The organism is Pectobacterium sp. CFBP8739 (genome assembly GCF_013449375.1).
In the GTDB taxonomy this organism is placed as follows: Bacteria; Pseudomonadota; Gammaproteobacteria; order Enterobacterales; family Enterobacteriaceae; genus Pectobacterium.
This window is the reverse complement of record NZ_JACDRR010000004.1, coordinates 1-19,759: the sequence shown is the minus strand read 5'-3', so window position 1 is coordinate 19,759 and position 19,759 is coordinate 1. Positions and strand designations below refer to the sequence as shown.

The following is a 19,759-nucleotide window of genomic DNA, read 5'->3' as shown; positions in this document are numbered from 1 at the left end:
CGCTCCCGACAGTGAACAAATACATGCTTAATGAATTAAGATACGAACTGGGCAAAACGCCCAGTATAAGCTCGACTGTCGCGCTTAAAACCGTTTTCCCCGGCTGTTTACTCACATTAGCCATTATGCCATTTAGTAGCATTATTGCTGGGTGGCTGTTTTATCTCACGGGTTCTCTCTCTGTTTTCTATGTGGCGACAAACCTAAGAACCGTAATAGCGGCTAAACGATTGTTACTGATTCCACTTATCCTGCTGGCTATCGGTTTAACCAATCTCATCTGGTATCACCACTATTATCAACCTGATAGCCTTTTCCCTTATGTCTATAACGCCTACAGGGCATCCGCACACGCCGGTATTTTGGGTGCATTTACTCTGTTGACGGTCTTGCATCTCTCACAAAAGAGTCAGCCACAACGATTACATGCCTATATGCTCGTCATTTGTGTCTTAGCGTTAGGCTATGCATTTTATCAGGCATGGTTCAGTGGAATGCATCGTATTGGGTTGGTATTTGGCACAGCCACGAGCGCAGCCTATTTTCTGACTTTCATTGGCGCCCTAAGCGCACAAGCACTGCTTAAACTCGATTCGCCTTATAAGTATTATCTTTACCTGGGGCATTTTCTGTTAGTGATGGTGGCTATTCTGCTAACAGAGACGCGGGCAGCGATATTCGTCTACCCGATTGTCGGCGCAACTATTTTATTGTCAGAAGTCAGACATAATAAGCGACTGCTTATTAAAGCATTCATCGGCTCAGCCGCCACACTTCTCCTGTGTTTATTCCTGTTCCAGAATACACTTCATCAACGCGTCAATGACCTGATCAACGATATACACAGCTATAGTATGGACAACAGCATGACATCGGTGGGGGCGCGTATTGCGATGTACCAATCGGGTATCGAGGCAGGAGAAGAAGCCCTGTTTGGACAATCCGCCGAACAGCGTGCAGAACATATCATTGCACAAGCAAAGCAAGAGTCTGAATTATCCGGCGCGCTGGGGTATTTGAATGTTCACCTGCATAACGAAGTGATTGACGCTTTTTCGTTGAAGGGCATACCAGGAGTGATACTGCTAGTATTGCTTTATGCCTCTCTATTTTATTTTTCATTTTTTGTTCTACGCAGCCATCTCTCTGCGGCGCTACTTTTCGCACTGCTGATGTATGGGCTGAGCGACGTTATTCTCTATTCACGAGATATGCTTATTGCGTGGCTGATGGCGTTTTGTCTTGGCACCACGCTGACGGGAAAATGGCTAAAGCAACAATGATCCTAATCGACGAGTTTTTTCAGTTCTTCCGCGACGGTATGCACGTCGTAAAGCCCTTGCGCTGCCATTACCACAAAATCAGCAAAGTTTTCTGACGGAGTCATTGACGCGCCATTCATATCAAGAAATACCATAGCCGCTGCCGCCGAAGTCCTTTTATTCGCATCATTAAAGCCATGCCCGCGCGCTATCGAAAGCAACAGCGATGCGGCAAGCATGTGCAGGTCATTCTCATTCTGGTATGTGTGAAGATTCTCAACGCGGGCAACCATGCCTTCCACTACGCTGATATCCCTGTACCCAGGCAAGCCACCATACATTTCCAACTGATAATCATGGATTGCGATGACCTGCTCAACCGTTAAGAAGAAGATCATTTATCAGCAAGTTCCTTAAACAACGCCTGATTCTTTGGCTTACTCATTACCTTGGCAAGAGAAGCTTCAAATTTAGCCTGCTGCAACTCGGCAAACTGTGCCGCAGTGATAACCACCATATCCGGCGCTGAACGACGAGTAATCGTCACTGGCTGCGTAATAGCCGTATCCAGCACTTTGGCAAATTTCTGCCGAACATCAGAGAAAGTCATCGTCAACATCGCCTGTTCCTTTACATTATTTCGGGTTGATATCAACTAAGTTGTACAATTAAGTTGATGTGACTGTCAATTCAATGCGCTCAACATCTTTTCGAAAAACGGGAAGGGCATGACAACACAAAACCATCGGTGGTCGGAAACCTCTGAGTAAAGGTAACCTCTGCGCAGCTTGCAAGATGCCGAGTATAATATTAATTACTACTGTGAGAGGGGTTTGGGTTTTAGTACCATAACGGAAAAATTGGCTATCCATGCTGCCGTGCAACATGGATAGGATCAGCCTTTTGGTCGCTGTTGAGCCAAGGCGGTAGCGTGCCTGTAGAAATCATAACTTTTGATGACATGAAGGAAAACGAGTGAGTCAACGCATCATCTCTTATCGCCGAATTCTCGTGGTGAAGCTTAGATATCATGGCGATATGCTGCTGACCACGCCGCTCATCAGCACACTGAAAGCCAATTATCCTGAGGCGAAAATCGACGTATTACTCTATCAGGATACGATGCCGATTCTGTCAGCAAACCCGGAGATACATCAGCTCTATGGGTTGAAGAGAAAAACGAAGACGCTCTGCGAGAAAGTCCGTAATTTCACCGATGTCAGAAAAACACTGAAAAAAAATAAGTACGACCTCATCGTTAATCTTGCGGATCAGTGGCCGATTGCGCTGTTAGTAAAATCCTTAGGTGGACGTAGCATTGCGCTCGATCGCGGTAATAAGCTGAAGGGTAAAATCTGGCGTTTGTTTTTCGACCACTGTGTACCGCCAATAGGCGCACATATTGTTGAACAAAATCTCTATTTACTTACGCCGCTAGGGCTACCAGCATCGAATACCGTTTCACGACTATCACTGCATTATCATCAAGACGATGCCAAACGTATTTTTAACCACTGTCCGACGCTGTTAACACAGCCTTATGTCGTCATCCAGCCCACAACGCGTCAATATTATAAATTTTGGGATAACGACAAGTTCGCTCAGGTGATTGACTATCTTAAAGAAAAAAATCTGGAAGTCGTGTTAACGTGCGGTCCATCGGAAGAGGATTTATCTGTCGTTCGCGATATTTATTCACAGTGCATTCATAAACCTGAGATGTCATTTGCAGGCAAAACGAGCTTTCCGGAACTGGCGGCGTTAATCGACAATGCCGTGCTATATATTGGCGTAGATTCAGCCCCAATGCATATGGCTGCCGCATTAAATACGCCACTCGTCAGCTTATTTGGCCCAACAGACTACAAGGTATGGCGTCCGTGGTGCGAACACTATAAACAGATTTGGGCAGGGGAATATCAACCGATGCCAGCTCACTATAACTATGATCAGACGGTTAAGTATTTGTCCTGCATCCCTGCGGAAGATGTCATTTTGGCCTCAGAACAGATGCTGAATATCACGTCGCAAAGAGATGCCCAATGAAAATCGCATTCTGCGTCTATAAATTCTTTCCTTTCGGCGGGCTACAGCGAGATTTTCTGAGCATCGCACAAACTTGCCAAAAACAAGGCCACAATATTCGTGTTTACACTAGCGAATGGCAAGGCGACAAACCTGAAGGGTTTGAGATCGTTCTCGTGCCCATCTCAGGGCTGGGTAATCATACTCGCCATCGCCGTTTTTCCGACTGGATACAACGCCATTTACAACAGCATCCTGTCGACCGTGTTGTCGGGTTTAGCAAAATGCCAGGGCTAGATTTCTATTATGCTGCGGAAGGATGTACGGCAGAAAAAGCGGTGCAGGAAAAAGGCTTCTTTTATCGGTTAACACCACGCTGCCGAGGATATGTGGCACTTGAACGCGACGTGTTCGATAAAAACAGCCACACGCGTATGCTGATGCTAACACCGAGGCAAATTGCCCATTTTCAGAAGCATTACGGCACACAGGATGAACGCTTTTTTATGCTGCCACCGGGGATTTCACGGGATAGAAAATACAGCGCACATTCTCCAGAAACGCGATCCCGGTTTCGTCAGCAACATCATTTAGGTGAAAACCAATGTGTTCTGTTGCAAGTCGGTTCCGATTTCAAACGCAAAGGTGTTGGCCGCAGCCTGAGCGCGATTGCCAGCCTGCCAGAGGAAATACGCAAACACGTTGCCTTTCTGGTGGTCGGTCAGGACGATCCAAAACCGTTTCAACAACAAGCGGAACAGCTCGGTATTGGTAAACAGATCCACTTTTTCTCTGGCCGAGATGACATTCCTGACTTCATGGTAGCCGCAGACTTGTTACTGCATCCGGCACATCAGGAAGCCGCAGGCATCGTTTTGCTTGAGGCTATTGCGGCGGGGTTACCGATACTGGTTACCGATGCGTGCGGTTATGCGTTTTACATTGAGCGCTCACAGGCTGGACAAGTCATCCCCGAACCTTTTAACCAGATAGCGTTGAACCACGCGTTGTCACATGCACTTAGTCAGCCAGAAACGCTGAAACAGTGGGCAGAAAATGCCCGCCACTTTGCCGACACGGAAGATATTTATAGCCTGCCAGAAAAGGCAGCGCAGTTGATTATCAGAGAAAACGATCGTTAAACTAACGCAGTATATTGCTGCCAAAATAACGCGTTAATTCCCATTTATTTTTAAGAGCCATAACCGAGTCCACTATGTATTTTTCATCGCAGGGTGTTATAAAAAGAAAAATTTCATTTACTCGCCCCTTAGCGGAAAATTCAGAATCCGATATATTAAATATCGCTTACGGCATTGATAAAAATTTTATGTTTGGCTGCGCCATTTCAGCAGCATCAATCTTGCTCCACAATCCTGACATGAAATTTTCATTTCATATATTCACTGACTCATTAAGTGATGATGAAGAAGAAAAGTTTCAAAACCTCAGCACTCAATATAATACAAATATTGATATTTACATTGTAAATTGTGATGAACTAAAATCGCTACCTAGCACAAAAAACTGGTCTTACGCCACCTATTTTCGCTTTGTGATTGCTGATTTACTTTACCCAGAAATTGAAACACTTCTTTATATTGATGCTGACATTGTTTGCAAAGGCTCATTGCACGAGCTGTTAGGAATCGAATTCAACGACAACATTGCGGCAGTGGTCGCAGAAGAAGACAAGGTTTGGTGGGAAAAACGAGCAAAGGCGCTTGATGAACCGGGAATCAATGCCGGATATTTTAATGCCGGGTTCTTGTACATCAACCTCGCACAATGGCAAAAAAACGATATTAGTTCACAGGCTATGTCGCTTCTTGCCAATGAGGAAATAAAGGCAAAAATATCTTATCTTGATCAAGATATTTTAAATATTTTACTCATAGATAAAACGATATGGCTTGAAAAAAAATACAATACACAGTACAGCATTAATTATGAACTTAATAAACCGAAACCCGTCAACCCTATAACGGACAGCACGGTTATGATCCACTATATTGGACCGACAAAGCCCTGGCATAAATGGGCTGAAAATTACGCTTGCACGGAGTATTTTCTAGATGCCAAAAGCGCATCACCGTGGGCTAAGTCACCATTATTGAAAGCCATGACTACGAGTAATATGCGATATTGTGCTAAGCATCAGTTTCATAACGGAAGAAATTCGTCAGCCATTTATTTTTTCATTATGTATCTTACAAAGAAAATTTACAATATTAAGAAGTGAAACTATGCTTATTAAAAGATTGAAAAACAAAATAAAAACCATTTATTATCATAGCCAAATAAAAAAGAAAACTGAAACAGTCATTCCAAAAGAAATAAAATCAACATGCATATTACTTTTCAACATTGGAATTGGTGATGCAATCATCTCCACTGGAATATTCAGAAACCTCAAGAAATTTGGATACAATGTCACCATCATCACTAACAGTAGTGTTAGTTTTATTTTTAAAGAGAACAAAAATATAGATAAAATAATTGAGATATCTAACGACAATAATTGGATAAAAGAAATAAAAAATTTCCACTTTGATTTGCTTATTGATACGTATAGCTATGCAACAGATTATTTTACTTATAACTATTTAAAAGTCATTAGAAAACTAAAATATAAATATTTTATAGGGTTTGAAGGGCGGTATAATGATATATACAATTACAATTATATTCCAAGCTCAAAAAAAATACATCAAACTGATGTATATAGAGACTTACTAGAAAAAATAGATATTAAAGACCCTGATCTCTCCTATGAGATAAATATACCAATTCTCGATAGAAAGAAAGCTAGAAAATTCATAGATACGTTAAAAAAAGAGAAAAAAATAATCGTTTTTTGTCCTTTTGCTTCAACAAACATACGTAGTCTCAGCACGAAGCAAATTGAATATTTTCTCTCTGAAATAAGCAACATGAATGACGTTATCATCGTTATTATTGGAGAAAATGAAAAAATAAAAAAAATAAGCACCAATAAAAATGTACTTGTAAATCCATTATCATCATTTTATGGTGCTCTCGCTATTATAGAATTGTGTGACCTAGTAGTATCAGTAGACACTTCGATTGTTCATGCCTCTAATGCATTAAATAAAAAAATGATTTCTATATACAGTTCGGTTTTTATTAAAAAATACAATGGAAATTATCTTTTTTCTCCAAACTACAGAAATGCAGTGCAAATAATAGCGCCAAACAACAGAGCTTGTGATTTACAAATATCAGAACTATGTAATATAGTCAAAAAAGAATTAAGAAATTAAAAAAATGAATTTATTTTTTAATAAAAATCCTTCTTCACCTAACAAACCATTAAACAATAATTAATTTAGGTTAAACTCCATGAATCATTCTGATATCTTTGCACTATGGATCGGTGAGAAACTAGGTCCTATAGAATATTGCTGTCTTAAATCATTTGTAATGAGAGGACATAGAGTTTTTCTATATGCTTATACGCATATAGAAAATTTACCACTAGGTGTCTATATAGAGAATGCAAGTACCATAGTTCCCAAAGAAAAAATATTTCGACATAAAAAAACAGGCAGTTATGCTATTTTTTCTGACCATTTCAGATATGAGTTACTGAAAAAAAGACCTGGTATATATGTAGATTGCGACGTATATTGTATAGAACCTGTTGATATACCAAGCAGTGGATACTTACTTGGATATGAAGAAGATAATAAAATAAATGGAGCAATTCTTTCCTTACCACAAAACAGTAAACTTCTTAATTCATTAATAAATATATCTAAAGATAAGAATTTTATTCCCCCTTGGTATGAAAAAAAACTAAGAAGAAAACTATTTTGGAAAAAATCATTCGGAAAAGCAAAGCACGTTTCTGATTTACCTTGGGGGGTACTCGGTCCAGAAGCAATCACTTGGTATATAAAAGAGGAAAATAACTCTATCGAGATACAACCTATTGATATATTCTACCCTCTTCATCATCGTTGTGTTAGCCAATTATTTGACCCAGGGATTTCCATCCGAGACATTGTTACATCAAGAACAAAATGCATACACTTATATAATGAAATGTTAAAAGGTTTTAATAAAGAAAACATCAATAGAAATTGTATACTCGGGGAAATGATAAGAAATAAAATATAACGCCAACAACGATAAGTATTCATGCGTAACAATTAAATCACCAAGTTAAAACATCAATATTAACATCAAAAAAAATCAATGTGATTTTTAAATGTAAATTAGATATTACATTAATCCTTAATCTAAAAAATATAGATGGTAGTAAAAAACCATAAAATAATTCTAATATTAAATTAGTTCTCCTATGAATTATGATCAGTATTTATTTATGTTCCCTGAGAAAGGTAAAATTTAACCCTCCTGATTTTCACATCTAATGCGTTAAATAACACTAAGTTATCCTAACAGTGTGTCACATGTTAAAAAACACATAACACACATCTAATAATAAATTATTCTTTATAATAAACAATCGAGTAAGTTGTTTTATTTTATTTTCATAGAAAATCAATAATTATATTTTCATTTTTTCAGAAAAATCCTTCTAATATATTTATGATAATACTTTATTATATAATAATAAGGCTGGCTTTTTATCACGTCCATTTGATATTTATCCCTTTCAGCTGACAAGGCGTTACGTTCTGCTTCTATGGAAGAAAAAGTTTTTTCAGTATCATATGCGTGAACCAAATCACATTCCAGAGAATATACTTTGAGTAGTGATATTTGATAAAACCATAACCACGCGTCAGCTGGAAGAATGACTGGGTCGTTAATATTGGCTAATTTTTTAGCACCTTTTTTTGATATTATATACCCATGAGTACAGGACGAATTGTATGCTTCATAGAAAACGAAATCTTTAGATATTTTTATTTTTTTATTAATAATCTTCACCCCAGAAGGATAAAGCAAAAAGACATCGCCTTGGTTTTTTTTATCTGACTTTGAGAAAAGATCTAAAAAATTGCCAATACTATTGGATATTTCAACATCATCCTCTAGAATAAGAGCATAGTCGATATTATCATCTAATATTTTTTTATAAATTTTTTGATGGCTCAGCGAACATCCGATTTCACCTTTAGAAAGATATTTGATACTAACATGATGAACCTTTGCATCTATTTCATTCTTTCCTAGTACCCTGCCATCAACAGCATTAAAAATTTCATAGTCAAGACCTGCTTTACGACATTCACTCTCTACTTTATTTCTTTTTATTTTATCTCTTTCTAAATTAACAACAAACGCTTTCATAATCACCACCATATAAAAAATATATATTTAGAATATATCAATCATGAAAAAATAATCAAGAACAACTCCGAGTTTATATGAAAAAAAATCTATCTATCCTAATAATCACAAAAAATGAATCCGAACTAATCGAAGAATGTCTACAATCTATCTCGTGGGCTGATGAGATCATTGTAGTCGATTCTGGCAGCACCGATTCTACAGTAGAGATCGCTCATCGATATGGTGCAAAAATTTATCAGCATGATGACTGGCCGGGATATGGCAAACAAAGACAGCGCGCACAGAACTATGCCACTGGTGATTACATTTTTTTTATTGATGCCGATGAAAGAATGACGCCTGAATTGCGTCAATCAATTGAAAGCGTGTTATCCAAACCCAATCTAGATGATCAAATTGTTTACTCTTGCGCTCGGAGAAATCTCTTTCTTGGTCGCTTTATGAAGCATAGCGGTTGGTATCCTGATAAAGTTATTCGCCTCTACGCAAATAGGCACTATAAATACAATGATAACAATGTACATGAATCATTGAATTGTGGCGACGCCTCTATTCAGCACCTATCTGGAGATCTTAAACATTTAACCTGCCGTGATTTTTCAGCATTTCAGGAAAAACAGCTACGCTATGCTTCTGCATGGGCAAAAGGACGCTATGAAAGCGGGAGATCTTGCCACTATTTTGAGATATTTACTCATACCATATTCTCATTCTTAAAAACTTGGCTCGTCAGGGTCGGATTTTTAGATGGAAAACAAGGATTACTTCTCGCATTTGTTAATGCTCAATATACATTTAACAAGTATACGGAATTATGGTCTCTTAATAATAAAAAGTAGTCTTGTTTTAAATTTATTTCCTCCTAAGAATAACCGATAATCAAATAAAGTTGAAAATGAAAAATAATTACTCTATCACTCAGCGTCATCCTCTTGATAAACAACATATCAAGCTCAGCTATATTACGCATTTTTATTGTAACCAAGATGATCCTCAGTCGGTATTTTCACTGCTTAGAGAGTATGAAAAACTGCCGTTGGATGTTCGTGAGGTGGTTGAATTTATTATTGTTGATGACGGCTCACCAATCGAGTATGAAACTGGAGAATATCAGTTAAACATTACCTGGTTACGCATTAATGAAGATATTCGTTGGAATCAAGCCGGCGCACGTAATCTTGGTGTGACCTACGCAAAATCTGACAAAATAATTGTCCTCGATCTGGATCAGGAACTTCCAGAGAACACATTCCGCTACATGATAAACCACAAGAATCCAGGTAGAAACTTCTATAAAATCTACCATGAATGCCGTGAAAATGGTTTTGTTGATAGAGGAAAAACATACAATATCGGCGACCGCTATCATGGTCATTCCAATACCTTTTTTATGTCTCGTGCCAGATTTATGCGTTTTTGGGGTTATGACGAAGAGTTTGCAGGAAATTATGGAGCAGAAGATTTTCGTTTTGTAAAATTCCATAAATATCACGGCTCAAGACAACGCTATTTACCAGGCCACATTCGCTGTTTTGAAAGAAATGTAGATCGTAAAGCGAGCTACCATTCACTACACCGCGATTTGAGTGCGAACACTCCTGTTGATCTGAGAAAAAAACAAGAGTGTGCTTTATTCGGTGCGGAGTACGGGCACAGTCGTATCTTTCTCAATTTTACCTGGGATATAAAATATCGTAATAATCTCGTTCCACAAACTCTCCCTCCGCAGAAAAAATGGTGGAGACCACTGTGGTGGTTCCGCTATCTTCTCAGCCCCCTTGCAAGATAAGCACAATACAAATCAATCAACACCATGTTGGTATTCGTTTAAAGCAGCGAATGCCAACATGGCAACAAACGATGATGTGTTGTAGTGCAATGCGGGTGAATCTGAGATGCCTCCATGCATTATGAGCATAGCCTTATCCTCACTAACCCGATAAAATCACCCCAGCGATAACCGATAACAGTAAACCTTATGCTACAAACTCTCTACACCATTATCCTGCACCTCATCCAACCGTTGATTTGGCTTCGCCTGTGGCTTCGTGGCCGCAAAGCACCGGCCTATCGTCGGCGCTGGGGTGAACGCTACGGTTTTTGTGCAGAGAAGGTTAAGCCAGACGGTATCATGCTGCATTCGGTGTCGGTGGGTGAAACGCTGGCTGCCATTCCCCTAGTGAGAGCGCTGCGCCATCGTTACCCCAATCTGCCGATCACCGTGACCACCATGACGCCCACCGGTTCCGAACGCGTCCGTTCCGCATTTGGCGACACGGTTTATCACGTTTACCTGCCTTATGATTTACCCTGTTCCTTGAGACGGTTTTTTGACCAAGTTCGCCCGAAAATCGTCATCATTATGGAAACTGAGCTATGGCCAAACCTGATTGCAGAGTTGCATAAACGCGAGATCCCTTTGGTTATTGCGAATGCTCGGTTGTCTGAACGCTCCGCTGCGGGTTATAAAAAAATTGGCAAGCTAACGCGCCATATCTTGCAGCGCATTACTCTCGTCGCTGCGCAGAATCAGGAAGACGGGAATCGATTTATCGATCTTGGCCTGAAACGCTCAAGCCTGAAAGTGACCGGCAGTCTTAAATTTGATATTTCTGTAACGCCGGAACTGGCGGCACGTGCGGTGACATTACGCCGACAATGGGCGCCGCGCCGACCAGTATGGATCGCTACCAGTACACACGAAGGCGAGGAAGCGATCGTTCTGGCCGCTCATCGACAGTTGCTTGCTACCTACCCTGATTTATTACTGATTCTTGTGCCCCGCCATCCGGAACGTTTCGCCACCACGCAGGCGCTGACAGAGAATCTGGGATTTACCTATACGCTGCGCAGCAGTGGTGAACAGCCTCCGGCAAACACGCAGGTCGTCATTGGGGATACCATGGGTGAGCTGATGCTGTTGTACGGCATCGCCGATCTGGCGTTTGTCGGTGGAAGTTTGGTTGAACGAGGCGGCCATAATCCACTAGAAGCCGCAGCCCACGCTATTCCGGTCTTGATGGGGCCACACACGTTCAATTTTAAAGATATCTGTAACAAACTCGATCAGGCCGACGGATTGATTACCGTGACCGATGCAGACTCGCTTGGCAAAGAAGTCGGGAAACTGCTCGCTGACGAAGACTATCGCCTCTACTATGGTCGACACGCCGTGGAAGTGTTACATCAAAATCAGGGGGCTCTACAGATGCTGCTAACACTCCTGGAACCTTATTTGCCCCAGCGGACGCAGTAAAGTTACTACCGAAACAGTGAATGAAGGGCTGACGTGATGACAACCAAAGCGATTTACCCCGGAACGTTCGATCCATTAACCAATGGTCATTTGGATCTACTGACGCGAGCATCACGACTGTTCGACCATGTGGTACTGGCCATCGCCGCCAGCCCGAGCAAGCATACGCTTTTCACTCTGGATGAACGCGTGGCACTGGCGAAAAGCGCGACACTGCATTTAACGAATGTCGATGTCATTGGCTTCAGCGATCTCATGGCGCACTTCGCACAGCAGCAAAACGCCACTATTCTCGTGCGCGGTTTGCGAGCCGTCGCCGATTTCGAATATGAACTCCAGCTCGCAAAAATGAATCATCACCTGATGCCGACGCTCGAAAGCGTGTTCCTGATGCCATCGGAAGAGTGGTCGTTTATTTCATCTTCTCTGGTCAAAGAAGTCGCTCGTCACGGCGGTGACGTATCACATTTCTTACCCGATGCCATCGTGAGTGCTTTGCAAAGCAAACTATCAAAGACGATATAGAGGAGATATTTTTTCTTTGAATATTGGCAAACCGTAAAATTGAAACGTACGGCATACCAAAAATCATTCAATGAACCCATCCCCTTAAATAAGTTCCAACCAATCCCCGCAGCAAGAGATTTTTGGGCTAATGGTTTCCTGATATCAGGCGATGATATTTTTTTACGCAACAGACCAAAAAAATGGCGACTCTCTCGATTCGCATGGCGAATTAACGCTTTATTTAAAGTAACGTTATCTTTGTTCTGAGCCGCGAACGCGATCAGACCCTGCATGATGTCGATATAACTACTTGCTCTACGTGTTATTCTCTCAATGGATGATGATTTTGTGATCGAGTTCGTATTGCCAACGCGATAGCCATAACCCATTTTTTCACAGAAACCGACTCGCTTGGCTGCCAACGCTAAATTCGCCGTCCATAGAATGTCTTCATGCATCATACCTGGAATAAATTTTAACTTATTCAGTAAAATAATATCGCGGCGTATTAGCTGCAACCATGCAAAGTGGCACCATTCGTTATTTTTTACACTACGAATGATCCACTCGTCTCCGCTGGTTACCTCACCCCATGGTTGCTTTGTCTGAATAGGCTCTTTTATTTCTCGTTCAGGGCTTTCGCTAAACTTAAAACCGTTACCTATCAATAAATCAAGACATTGTTCCTTCGCTTTTTCGAACCATGTCGATAGCGTGTCTTTTTCCAACCAATCATCACCATCAACAAATGCGATCCATTCACCATTAGCGTGCTGAATCCCCGTATTTCTCGCTTCAGATAATCCTCTATTTTCCTGACTTATAATAATCAGATTTGTAGACGACTTATCTATCTCATTCAATTTCACAAGGCTGTCATCCGTGGAACCATCATTGACCGCAATAATTTCAAAAGAGACATTATCCTGAGCAAGCAACGACGAAAAAAGAGGCTCGATAAACTCTTCGCAGTTATAGATAGGAACAATGACGCTAATATCCACACGACTCATAATGCCCTCTGATATTTTTTATATTTAGGCTGTAAAAACTGAGAAATAGTATTACTTCTGACAACGGCGACAGAAAAACGTGCTACGTTGCCCATGTTTTTTCATCTCCACCGGTGTCCCACATGTCCGGCAAGGTTCACCATTGCGGCCATAGACTCGCAGCTCCTGCGCAAAATAACCGGGCTTACCGTCTGACTGCAAAAAGTCACGCAGCGTCGTTCCACCTTGCTCAATCGAAAGCTGTAGCACCTGTTTAATCACGTTCACTAATACAGCGGCATCGTTTTCATTTAACGATCCGGCGGCTCTGTCAGGGTGGATACCCGCAGCAAACAGTGATTCGCTCGCGTAAATGTTGCCTACGCCAACCACCACTTTGTTATCCATAATCCACTGTTTGATTGCCGTCTTTTTACCGCGTGAGGCTTGATAGAGATAGTCTGCGGAGAATTCCGCCTCTAACGGCTCTGGCCCCAAATGCGCCAATACCGAGCAGGTTTCTGGATTATCTGTCCACAGCCACGCACCAAAGCGCCGAGGATCGGTGTAACGCAGCACCTTACCGCTGTCCATCACCAAATCAACATGATCGTGTTTCTCCGGCTCGCTATATTCCGGCAGTACCCGCAAGCTGCCGGACATGCCGAGATGCACAATAATCCAGCCGCGCGTCAGTTCAATCAGCAGGTATTTTGCCCGCCGACGCACGCTGAGTACCGGTTCATCGCTCAGCGAGAGGATCTCAGCCGACACCGGCCAGCGCAAGCGCGTATTCCTAACTTCAGCATACAGAATGGTATGATCGACAAGATAGGGTGAAATCCCCCGACGACTGGTTTCAACCTCAGGTAATTCAGGCATATTCTCTCTCTGGAAGATATCTCAATTATTGCAAACGCTGCCAGAATGAATATTTCCGACCATGTTGCTGTTTTAGCTGCTCTTGATACTCGCCCCACTCCGATAAAGGTGCATGGCTTGTGAGCTGAGAAGCCAGTTTGTCCAATTTACGATAGTACGTCGCCGCATGATCATAAGCCTTACTACGCCCAGAAGATAAAATATCGTCGAGTAGTAGACGATAACAAGCAACTTCAGCCAGAAATGCGTTAGCGCGATGGAATTTATCAGCCCAATCGATCAATCTGCCATAAAAAACAGACAATGAGGATAAATGCTCAATAACTTGTGTTCCTGCTTCTGTATAAGCACATAGAGCGAGTAAGGTATCGATTCTTGTGACGATATCGCTTATCGTGATCGCATTCGTGACAGCCTGACGTTCTAGTGCTTCCCGTTCTTGCTGGTCGGGTAATACCTCCAGTAACGCGCATAACCGATGATAATCAGGGGAACGTTGATAAGCCTCACGCCGTAAAATCAAAAGCGCATTGAGATCGCCAAGCTGCCTATAGGTTTGATCCAGCAAGGCCTGACGTCGGCTTTCGGCATGATGTTGGAACGGTTTCAGTAGCCATTTCAGTGCCGATTGCGCTTCATTGATCGACAGACAAAATTCTACAATACGTAGCTTTTGTAATTCATTAGGTTCTGGAGAGCCCAACAGTATAGAACGCTCAAAGAGCGCTACGTCTTTTAACGCTTCCGCCACACCAGAAATCCCTATCGCGGCATGTGCGGCTCGGAAGTTATATTCTTCGAGAGGGGCATTGATCAGCGCTGCCGCATATTCATGTTCAAAATCCTGCGCCAGTTGCTGTAATTCAGGCTCTGTGAGTAACGTTGCACTTTGTGCGATCACACCATCCCACACGGCATAATCATTCTCATCATGCCGTTTCTTTACCTCATCAGGCCAATTCCGTGTCTTTCCGCCTTGAGAACGCCACTGGCTTGCCGCCTTAATCCACACACTAAGTGCTGCTGCATAGGCTCCACCAATATCGCCATTTGAATCATCCGCTCGTTCATAGACACGGGAATGTGTAGACATCAGTTGATCAATCAACGCAAATGCCACTTTCGGCGTGTCGTCAATCAAGTAAGCGATATCACCAACCAGTGCCTCAAGTTCCATGGCAAAACCATAAGACTGATAATAATCAATAAATTCCTTACCGCGAGTAATGGATGCAATACGCTGTTTTAATGAGGTTTCTTGCATAGCGATATTCTGGCCATGTAACAACATTTCAATACGCTGGTCTACTTTGGGATCTAAACCATAAACTGCTTCAACGAGCAGTAAGAGTTGCGTATGTGGTGTTGCTAACAACAGTTGGTGCAATGTCGAGTCCATGTCTGCGTACCGAATGGTTGTAAGGTCGAAGTACAGGAAATTGGCATAACGCCAGACTGGGTACAAGAAGTAAGACTGAAATATGGGCGAAAAAAAACCCGACCAAGGCCGGGTTTTTATCAAGAAGCAGAAATTACTTAATTTTAGCTTCTTTGTAGACAACGTGCTGACGGACAACGGGATCGAATTTCTTCAGTTCCAATTTTTCCGGCTTAGTACGTTTGTTCTTCGTAGTGGTATAGAAGTGACCAGTACCAGCAGAAGAAACCAGCTTGATCTTCTCGCGAACACCCTTAGCCATGATTCAGTTCCTTAATACTTTTCACCACGGGCACGCAGATCGGCCAGAACCGTCTCAATACCCTTCTTATCAATAACACGCATACCTTTAGCAGATACACGCAGTGTTACAAAGCGCTTCTCGCCTTCAACCCAGAAACGGTGTGAATGCAGGTTCGGCAGAAAACGGCGTTTGGTCGCATTCAGTGCGTGGGAACGGTTGTTCCCGGCCACCGGACGCTTGCCAGTAACTTGGCAGACTCGGGACATGTCTATTCTCCAAAAATCAAATCAGCTCGAGCTTCGTATAGGGTTTGGCCGCCTCGTCAGGCTTTAGAGCCCATCTCAGCAACTTCACTGAAAAGACTCTGTCATCAGGATAAACCTGCTGAGATAGGCTCTTAACGCCACACCCAAGATTCTCAAAGGTGGCGTAGTATACGCTCTGAAGCGTAAGTGCTCAAGTCCCGAACAGCTAAAGATCCCATTGGATCGCGGAAATATCTGTTAAATCCAGCCACGCTCGGCAAAAGAAACGTATTCGCCGTGCCCAATAACCAAATGATCGAGCACGCGGATCTCCATTAACAAACAGGCTTTAACAATCTGTTCGGTTATCGCACGGTCAGCCTGACTCGGCTCTGCTTTTCCCGACGGATGATTATGCGCCAGAATCAACGCTGCGGCATTGGCCTTGAGCGCTTCACGCACAATTTCACGCGGGTGTACTTCCACGCTGTTAATCGTACCAACAAACATCTCCTGATGGCGAATAACGTGATGCTGATTGTCCAAAAACAGGACTAAAAACACCTCACGCTCACGTCGGGACAGCAATAATTGCAGATATTGACCTGTTGCCTGAGGATTCAGCATCGCATCCTCTTTCGCCAGACGAGAGAAAAATAGCCGACGCGACAGCTCTGCAATCGCCTTGATTTGCGTATATTTCGATATTCCTACGCCTTTGGCGGTACGAAATGCAGACTGATCGGCCGTCATCAGTTGGTATAACGATCCGAACTGCACCAGCAAATCCTCTGCCAGTTGCATCACATGTACGCCCGGCAGCCCAGTGCGTAGAAAAATCGCCAGCAATTCGACATCCGTCAGCGATTCAACCCCTAAACGCACCAGTTTTTCACGCGGTGCCAATCCCTTTTCCCAACCCATCGTCCTCTCCCAATATCGCTCAACGGCATCATGTCACGGCTATAAAAACAGGACGATAGCTGCGCTAACAGGCTGCGAAGCGCTTCGCAATCTTCTAAGGGAAACCACGGCAGCCCCCTTAAGATTCCTATCTGGTTGCAAGGTTATGGTAAAATGACGCCTCTTCTGACTTTAAATCGGACCATGATGATGACGGAATTTTCCAGCCTGAATGCACTCGCCGGCAAACGAATCGTGCTGGGTATCAGCGGCGGCATCGCCGCATACAAGTGCCCAGAAGTAGTGCGGCGCCTGCGCGATGCTGGAGCGGATGTACGGGTTGTCATGACCTCTGCCGCTAAAGCGTTCATCACGCCGCTGACGCTACAAGCCGTCTCCGGCTACCCAGTTTCAGATGACCTGCTTGACCCTGCGGCGGAAGCCTCAATGGGTCATATTGAACTGGGGAAATGGGCTGATTTAGTCATTCTCGCGCCGGCCACCGCCGATCTGATCGCCCGCGTCGCAGCCGGTATGGCCAATGACCTGCTGACCACCATTTGTCTGGCGACCTCTGCCCCTATCGCGGTTGTCCCTGCGATGAATCAGCAGATGTACCGCGCGGAACCCACGCAAGATAACCTGCGCACGCTGGCCGCTCGCGGTTTACCGATCTGGGGGCCAGATAGCGGTAGCCAGGCGTGTGGCGATGTTGGACCGGGCCGGATGATCGACCCGCTGGAGATTGTCGGGTTAGCCCAGCATCATTTTTCTGCCATCAACGATCTGCAACATCTGAACATTCTGGTCACCGCTGGGCCAACGAGAGAAGCGCTGGATCCGGTTCGCTTTATCTCCAATCATAGCTCCGGAAAAATGGGCTTTGCTATCGCGCAGGCCGCGGCAGCCCGTGGCGCGAATGTCACATTGGTCAGTGGCCCGGTTTCGCTCGCCACACCGCAGGGCGTCACACGTATTGACGTCGGTAGCGCGTTGGAGATGGAACACGCGGTCATGGCACACGCGGCACAGCAGCACATTGTAATCGGCTGCGCGGCGGTTGCCGACTATCGCGCCAAACATATCGCCGATGAGAAGATCAAAAAACAGAGTCAGCAAGGCGATGAAATGACTCTCACTCTGGTCAAAAATCCAGATATTATCGCCGGTGTCGCCGCCATGACGAAAAATCGTCCTTATGTTGTCGGGTTTGCTGCCGAAACCCAGAATGTGGAAGAATACGCTCGGCAAAAACTGGCGCGTAAAAAAATGGACATGATTTGCGCGAACAACGTCTCTCTTTCCGGGCATGGTTTTAACAGTGAAACCAATGCGTTACACATTTTTTGGCACGATGGAGACATGCCGTTGCCGCAGTGCGACAAACGTCTTCTTGGCCAAAAGTTAATCGACGAGATTATCAGCCGTTATGATGAAAAAAATCGACGTTAAGATTGTTGACCCACGTGTTGGGCAGCAATTCCCGTTACCCACCTATGCCACCCCAGGTTCTGCCGGGCTCGATCTGCGCGCCTGTCTGGATCAGGCCATTGAGCTCAAAGCAGGGGAAACCACGCTTATCCCAACCGGACTGGCGATTCACATTGCCGATACCGGGCTGGCGGCAGTCATCCTTCCTCGTTCCGGCTTAGGCCACAAGCACGGCGTAGTGCTGGGGAATCTGGTTGGGCTGATTGATTCGGACTATCAGGGGCAACTGATGGTTTCCGTCTGGAACCGTAGTCAACAAACGTTTACGGTTGAGCCGGGTGAGCGTATCGCACAAATGGTCTTTGTGCCCGTCGTTCAGGCCGAATTTAATCTGGTCGACGATTTCGTCGGCAGCGAACGTGGAGAAGGCGGCTTCGGCCACTCTGGCCGTAGCTAACGCGCTCCAGCCACCCCATAGTGTAAAAAATTCATATAAGCCACAGCGCCTATCTATCCAAAAAGAAATGGCGACTGTGGCGCTACTGGGTGCTTGTCAGTCAAATATTTAGCAAGGGTCTTTTCAGACATGGCAGAAAAAGAAAATACGAAAAGGAATCGCCGCGAGGAAATTTTGCAGGCGCTGGCGCAGATGCTGGAATCCAGCGACGGTAGCCAACGTATCACCACGGCAAAATTAGCTGCGAACGTCGGCGTGTCCGAAGCGGCGCTCTACCGGCATTTCCCCAGTAAAACGCGGATGTTTGATAGCCTGATTGAATTTATTGAGGATAGCCTGACCACCCGCATTAACCTGATTCTGCAAGACGAAAAAGAAACGTTTAATCGTCTTCGTCTGATTTTGCTGCTTATTTTGGGGTTTGCGGAACGCAATCCAGGCCTGACACGCATTATGACCGGCCACGCGCTGATGTTTGAACAGGATCGCTTGCAGGGGCGCATCAACCAGTTGTTTGACCGTATTGAATCGCAGTTGCGTCAGGTATTGCGTGAACACAAACTGCGCGACGGCAAAGGCTTTCAGCATGATGAAGCGCTGCTGGCTAGCCAGCTGTTGGCATTTTGCGAAGGGATGCTGTCTCGCTTTATTCGCTCGGAATTCCGTTATCGTCCAACGCAAGAATTCGACACCCGCTGGCCGCTGTTAGCCGCACAGCTGAACTAAGCACCGCCCTTAGATCTTAAAACCCGCCAGATATTTCTGGCGGGTCCAACCGTTGACAAACCTATTTGCCAAAGGAAAACGGGGTAACGGAATAGAAGAGTA

At 43.9% G+C, this 19,759-nt stretch carries 22 protein-coding genes; 13 read left to right on the top strand and 9 right to left on the bottom strand.

The window, feature by feature from the left end:
- Positions 1 to 23: 23 nt before the first annotated feature.
- Positions 24 to 1,283: an O-antigen ligase gene (locus tag H0247_RS00560; RefSeq protein ID WP_219606567.1), complete on the top strand. Its 1,260-nt coding sequence runs from the start codon at positions 24 to 26 to the stop codon at positions 1,281 to 1,283.
- Between the two features lie 2 nt (positions 1,284 to 1,285).
- Here H0247_RS00560 and H0247_RS00555 read toward each other — a convergent pair whose 3' ends face one another.
- Complete coding sequence (locus H0247_RS00555) at positions 1,286 to 1,660, bottom strand: type II toxin-antitoxin system death-on-curing family toxin (RefSeq protein ID WP_180740763.1); 375 nt, start codon at positions 1,658 to 1,660, stop codon at positions 1,286 to 1,288.
- Positions 1,657 to 1,881: a type II toxin-antitoxin system Phd/YefM family antitoxin gene (locus H0247_RS00550; RefSeq protein WP_180740762.1), complete on the bottom strand. Its 225-nt coding sequence runs from the start codon at positions 1,879 to 1,881 to the stop codon at positions 1,657 to 1,659. The genes H0247_RS00555 and H0247_RS00550 overlap by 4 nt, the downstream gene beginning before the upstream one ends.
- A gap of 356 nt (positions 1,882 to 2,237) precedes the next feature.
- On the opposite strand from H0247_RS00550, the gene rfaQ reads away from it, so the two are divergent.
- From rfaQ to H0247_RS00525, 5 genes are all read left to right on the top strand, one after another.
- Positions 2,238 to 3,308 carry a lipopolysaccharide core heptosyltransferase RfaQ gene (rfaQ, locus tag H0247_RS00545; protein WP_180740761.1) on the top strand — a complete coding sequence of 357 codons (1,071 nt, stop codon included), beginning with the start codon at positions 2,238 to 2,240 and terminating at the stop codon, positions 3,306 to 3,308.
- Complete coding sequence (locus H0247_RS00540) at positions 3,305 to 4,429, top strand: glycosyltransferase family 4 protein (RefSeq protein ID WP_180740760.1); 1,125 nt, start codon at positions 3,305 to 3,307, stop codon at positions 4,427 to 4,429. The genes rfaQ and H0247_RS00540 overlap by 4 nt, the downstream gene beginning before the upstream one ends.
- Before the next feature lie 74 nt (positions 4,430 to 4,503).
- Positions 4,504 to 5,529 carry a lipopolysaccharide 3-alpha-galactosyltransferase gene (gene waaO, locus H0247_RS00535; protein WP_180740759.1) on the top strand — a complete coding sequence of 342 codons (1,026 nt, stop codon included), beginning with the start codon at positions 4,504 to 4,506 and terminating at the stop codon, positions 5,527 to 5,529.
- A gap of 4 nt (positions 5,530 to 5,533) precedes the next feature.
- Positions 5,534 to 6,571: a glycosyltransferase family 9 protein gene (locus tag H0247_RS00530; RefSeq protein ID WP_180740758.1), complete on the top strand. Its 1,038-nt coding sequence runs from the start codon at positions 5,534 to 5,536 to the stop codon at positions 6,569 to 6,571.
- Positions 6,572 to 6,650: 79 nt separating this feature from the next.
- Complete coding sequence (locus tag H0247_RS00525) at positions 6,651 to 7,430, top strand: glycosyltransferase (RefSeq protein ID WP_180740757.1); 780 nt, start codon at positions 6,651 to 6,653, stop codon at positions 7,428 to 7,430.
- A 402-nt stretch (positions 7,431 to 7,832) separates the two neighbouring features.
- On the opposite strand, the gene H0247_RS00520 is transcribed toward H0247_RS00525, so the two are convergent.
- Positions 7,833 to 8,573 (bottom strand): glycosyltransferase family 25 protein, encoded by a 741-nt coding sequence (locus H0247_RS00520; RefSeq protein ID WP_180740756.1) that lies wholly within the window; start codon positions 8,571 to 8,573, stop codon positions 7,833 to 7,835.
- Positions 8,574 to 8,650: 77 nt separating this feature from the next.
- On the opposite strand from H0247_RS00520, the gene H0247_RS00515 reads away from it, so the two are divergent.
- The 4 genes from H0247_RS00515 (at position 8,651) to coaD (ending at position 12,357) form a co-directional block, all read left to right on the top strand.
- Positions 8,651 to 9,415, top strand: a complete 765-nt coding sequence (locus H0247_RS00515; RefSeq protein WP_180740755.1) for a glycosyltransferase family 2 protein — start codon at positions 8,651 to 8,653, stop codon at positions 9,413 to 9,415.
- 56 nt (positions 9,416 to 9,471) lie between these two features.
- On the top strand, positions 9,472 to 10,365 hold the full coding sequence (locus H0247_RS00510; protein ID WP_180740754.1) for a glycosyltransferase family A protein: 894 nt from the start codon (positions 9,472 to 9,474) through the stop codon (positions 10,363 to 10,365).
- Between the two features lie 189 nt (positions 10,366 to 10,554).
- Positions 10,555 to 11,832, top strand: coding sequence for a lipid IV(A) 3-deoxy-D-manno-octulosonic acid transferase (waaA, locus tag H0247_RS00505; protein ID WP_180740753.1), 1,278 nt, complete (start codon positions 10,555 to 10,557; stop codon positions 11,830 to 11,832).
- 36 nt (positions 11,833 to 11,868) lie between these two features.
- The gene (gene coaD / locus H0247_RS00500; RefSeq protein ID WP_180740813.1) at positions 11,869 to 12,357 is read left to right on the top strand and encodes a pantetheine-phosphate adenylyltransferase; all 489 of its coding nucleotides are present in this window, start codon (positions 11,869 to 11,871) and stop codon (positions 12,355 to 12,357) included.
- Here coaD and H0247_RS00495 read toward each other — a convergent pair.
- The 6 genes from H0247_RS00495 to radC all read right to left on the bottom strand — a co-directional run bounded on the left by H0247_RS00495 (position 12,279) and on the right by radC (position 17,064).
- Positions 12,279 to 13,352, bottom strand: coding sequence for a glycosyltransferase (locus tag H0247_RS00495; protein WP_180740752.1), 1,074 nt, complete (start codon positions 13,350 to 13,352; stop codon positions 12,279 to 12,281). The two genes, coaD and H0247_RS00495, sit on opposite strands and share 79 nt — an antisense overlap.
- A 51-nt stretch (positions 13,353 to 13,403) precedes the next feature.
- Entirely contained in the window at positions 13,404 to 14,213 is an 810-nt protein-coding gene (mutM, locus tag H0247_RS00490) for a bifunctional DNA-formamidopyrimidine glycosylase/DNA-(apurinic or apyrimidinic site) lyase (RefSeq protein ID WP_180740751.1), read from the bottom strand.
- 25 nt (positions 14,214 to 14,238) lie between these two features.
- Positions 14,239 to 15,612, bottom strand: coding sequence for a DUF6880 family protein (locus H0247_RS00485; protein ID WP_180740750.1), 1,374 nt, complete (start codon positions 15,610 to 15,612; stop codon positions 14,239 to 14,241).
- Between the two features lie 133 nt (positions 15,613 to 15,745).
- Positions 15,746 to 15,913 carry a 50S ribosomal protein L33 gene (gene rpmG, locus H0247_RS00480; protein WP_002442576.1) on the bottom strand — a complete coding sequence of 56 codons (168 nt, stop codon included), beginning with the start codon at positions 15,911 to 15,913 and terminating at the stop codon, positions 15,746 to 15,748.
- A gap of 11 nt (positions 15,914 to 15,924) precedes the next feature.
- Entirely contained in the window at positions 15,925 to 16,161 is a 237-nt protein-coding gene (rpmB, locus tag H0247_RS00475; RefSeq protein WP_005967968.1) for a 50S ribosomal protein L28, read from the bottom strand.
- Positions 16,162 to 16,398: 237 nt separating this feature from the next.
- Entirely contained in the window at positions 16,399 to 17,064 is a 666-nt protein-coding gene (gene radC / locus H0247_RS00470; protein ID WP_180740749.1) for a DNA repair protein RadC, read from the bottom strand.
- A 153-nt stretch (positions 17,065 to 17,217) separates the two neighbouring features.
- Between radC and coaBC the strand changes: the two genes are divergently transcribed.
- From coaBC to slmA, 3 genes are all read left to right on the top strand, one after another.
- Positions 17,218 to 18,495, top strand: coding sequence for a bifunctional phosphopantothenoylcysteine decarboxylase/phosphopantothenate--cysteine ligase CoaBC (coaBC, locus tag H0247_RS00465; RefSeq protein ID WP_370463283.1), 1,278 nt, complete (start codon positions 17,218 to 17,220; stop codon positions 18,493 to 18,495).
- The gene (gene dut, locus H0247_RS00460) at positions 18,473 to 18,931 is read left to right on the top strand and encodes a dUTP diphosphatase (protein WP_180740748.1); all 459 of its coding nucleotides are present in this window, start codon (positions 18,473 to 18,475) and stop codon (positions 18,929 to 18,931) included. The genes coaBC and dut overlap by 23 nt, the downstream gene beginning before the upstream one ends.
- A gap of 129 nt (positions 18,932 to 19,060) precedes the next feature.
- Positions 19,061 to 19,657 carry a nucleoid occlusion factor SlmA gene (gene slmA / locus H0247_RS00455; RefSeq protein WP_180740747.1) on the top strand — a complete coding sequence of 199 codons (597 nt, stop codon included), beginning with the start codon at positions 19,061 to 19,063 and terminating at the stop codon, positions 19,655 to 19,657.
- Positions 19,658 to 19,759 lie beyond the last annotated feature (102 nt).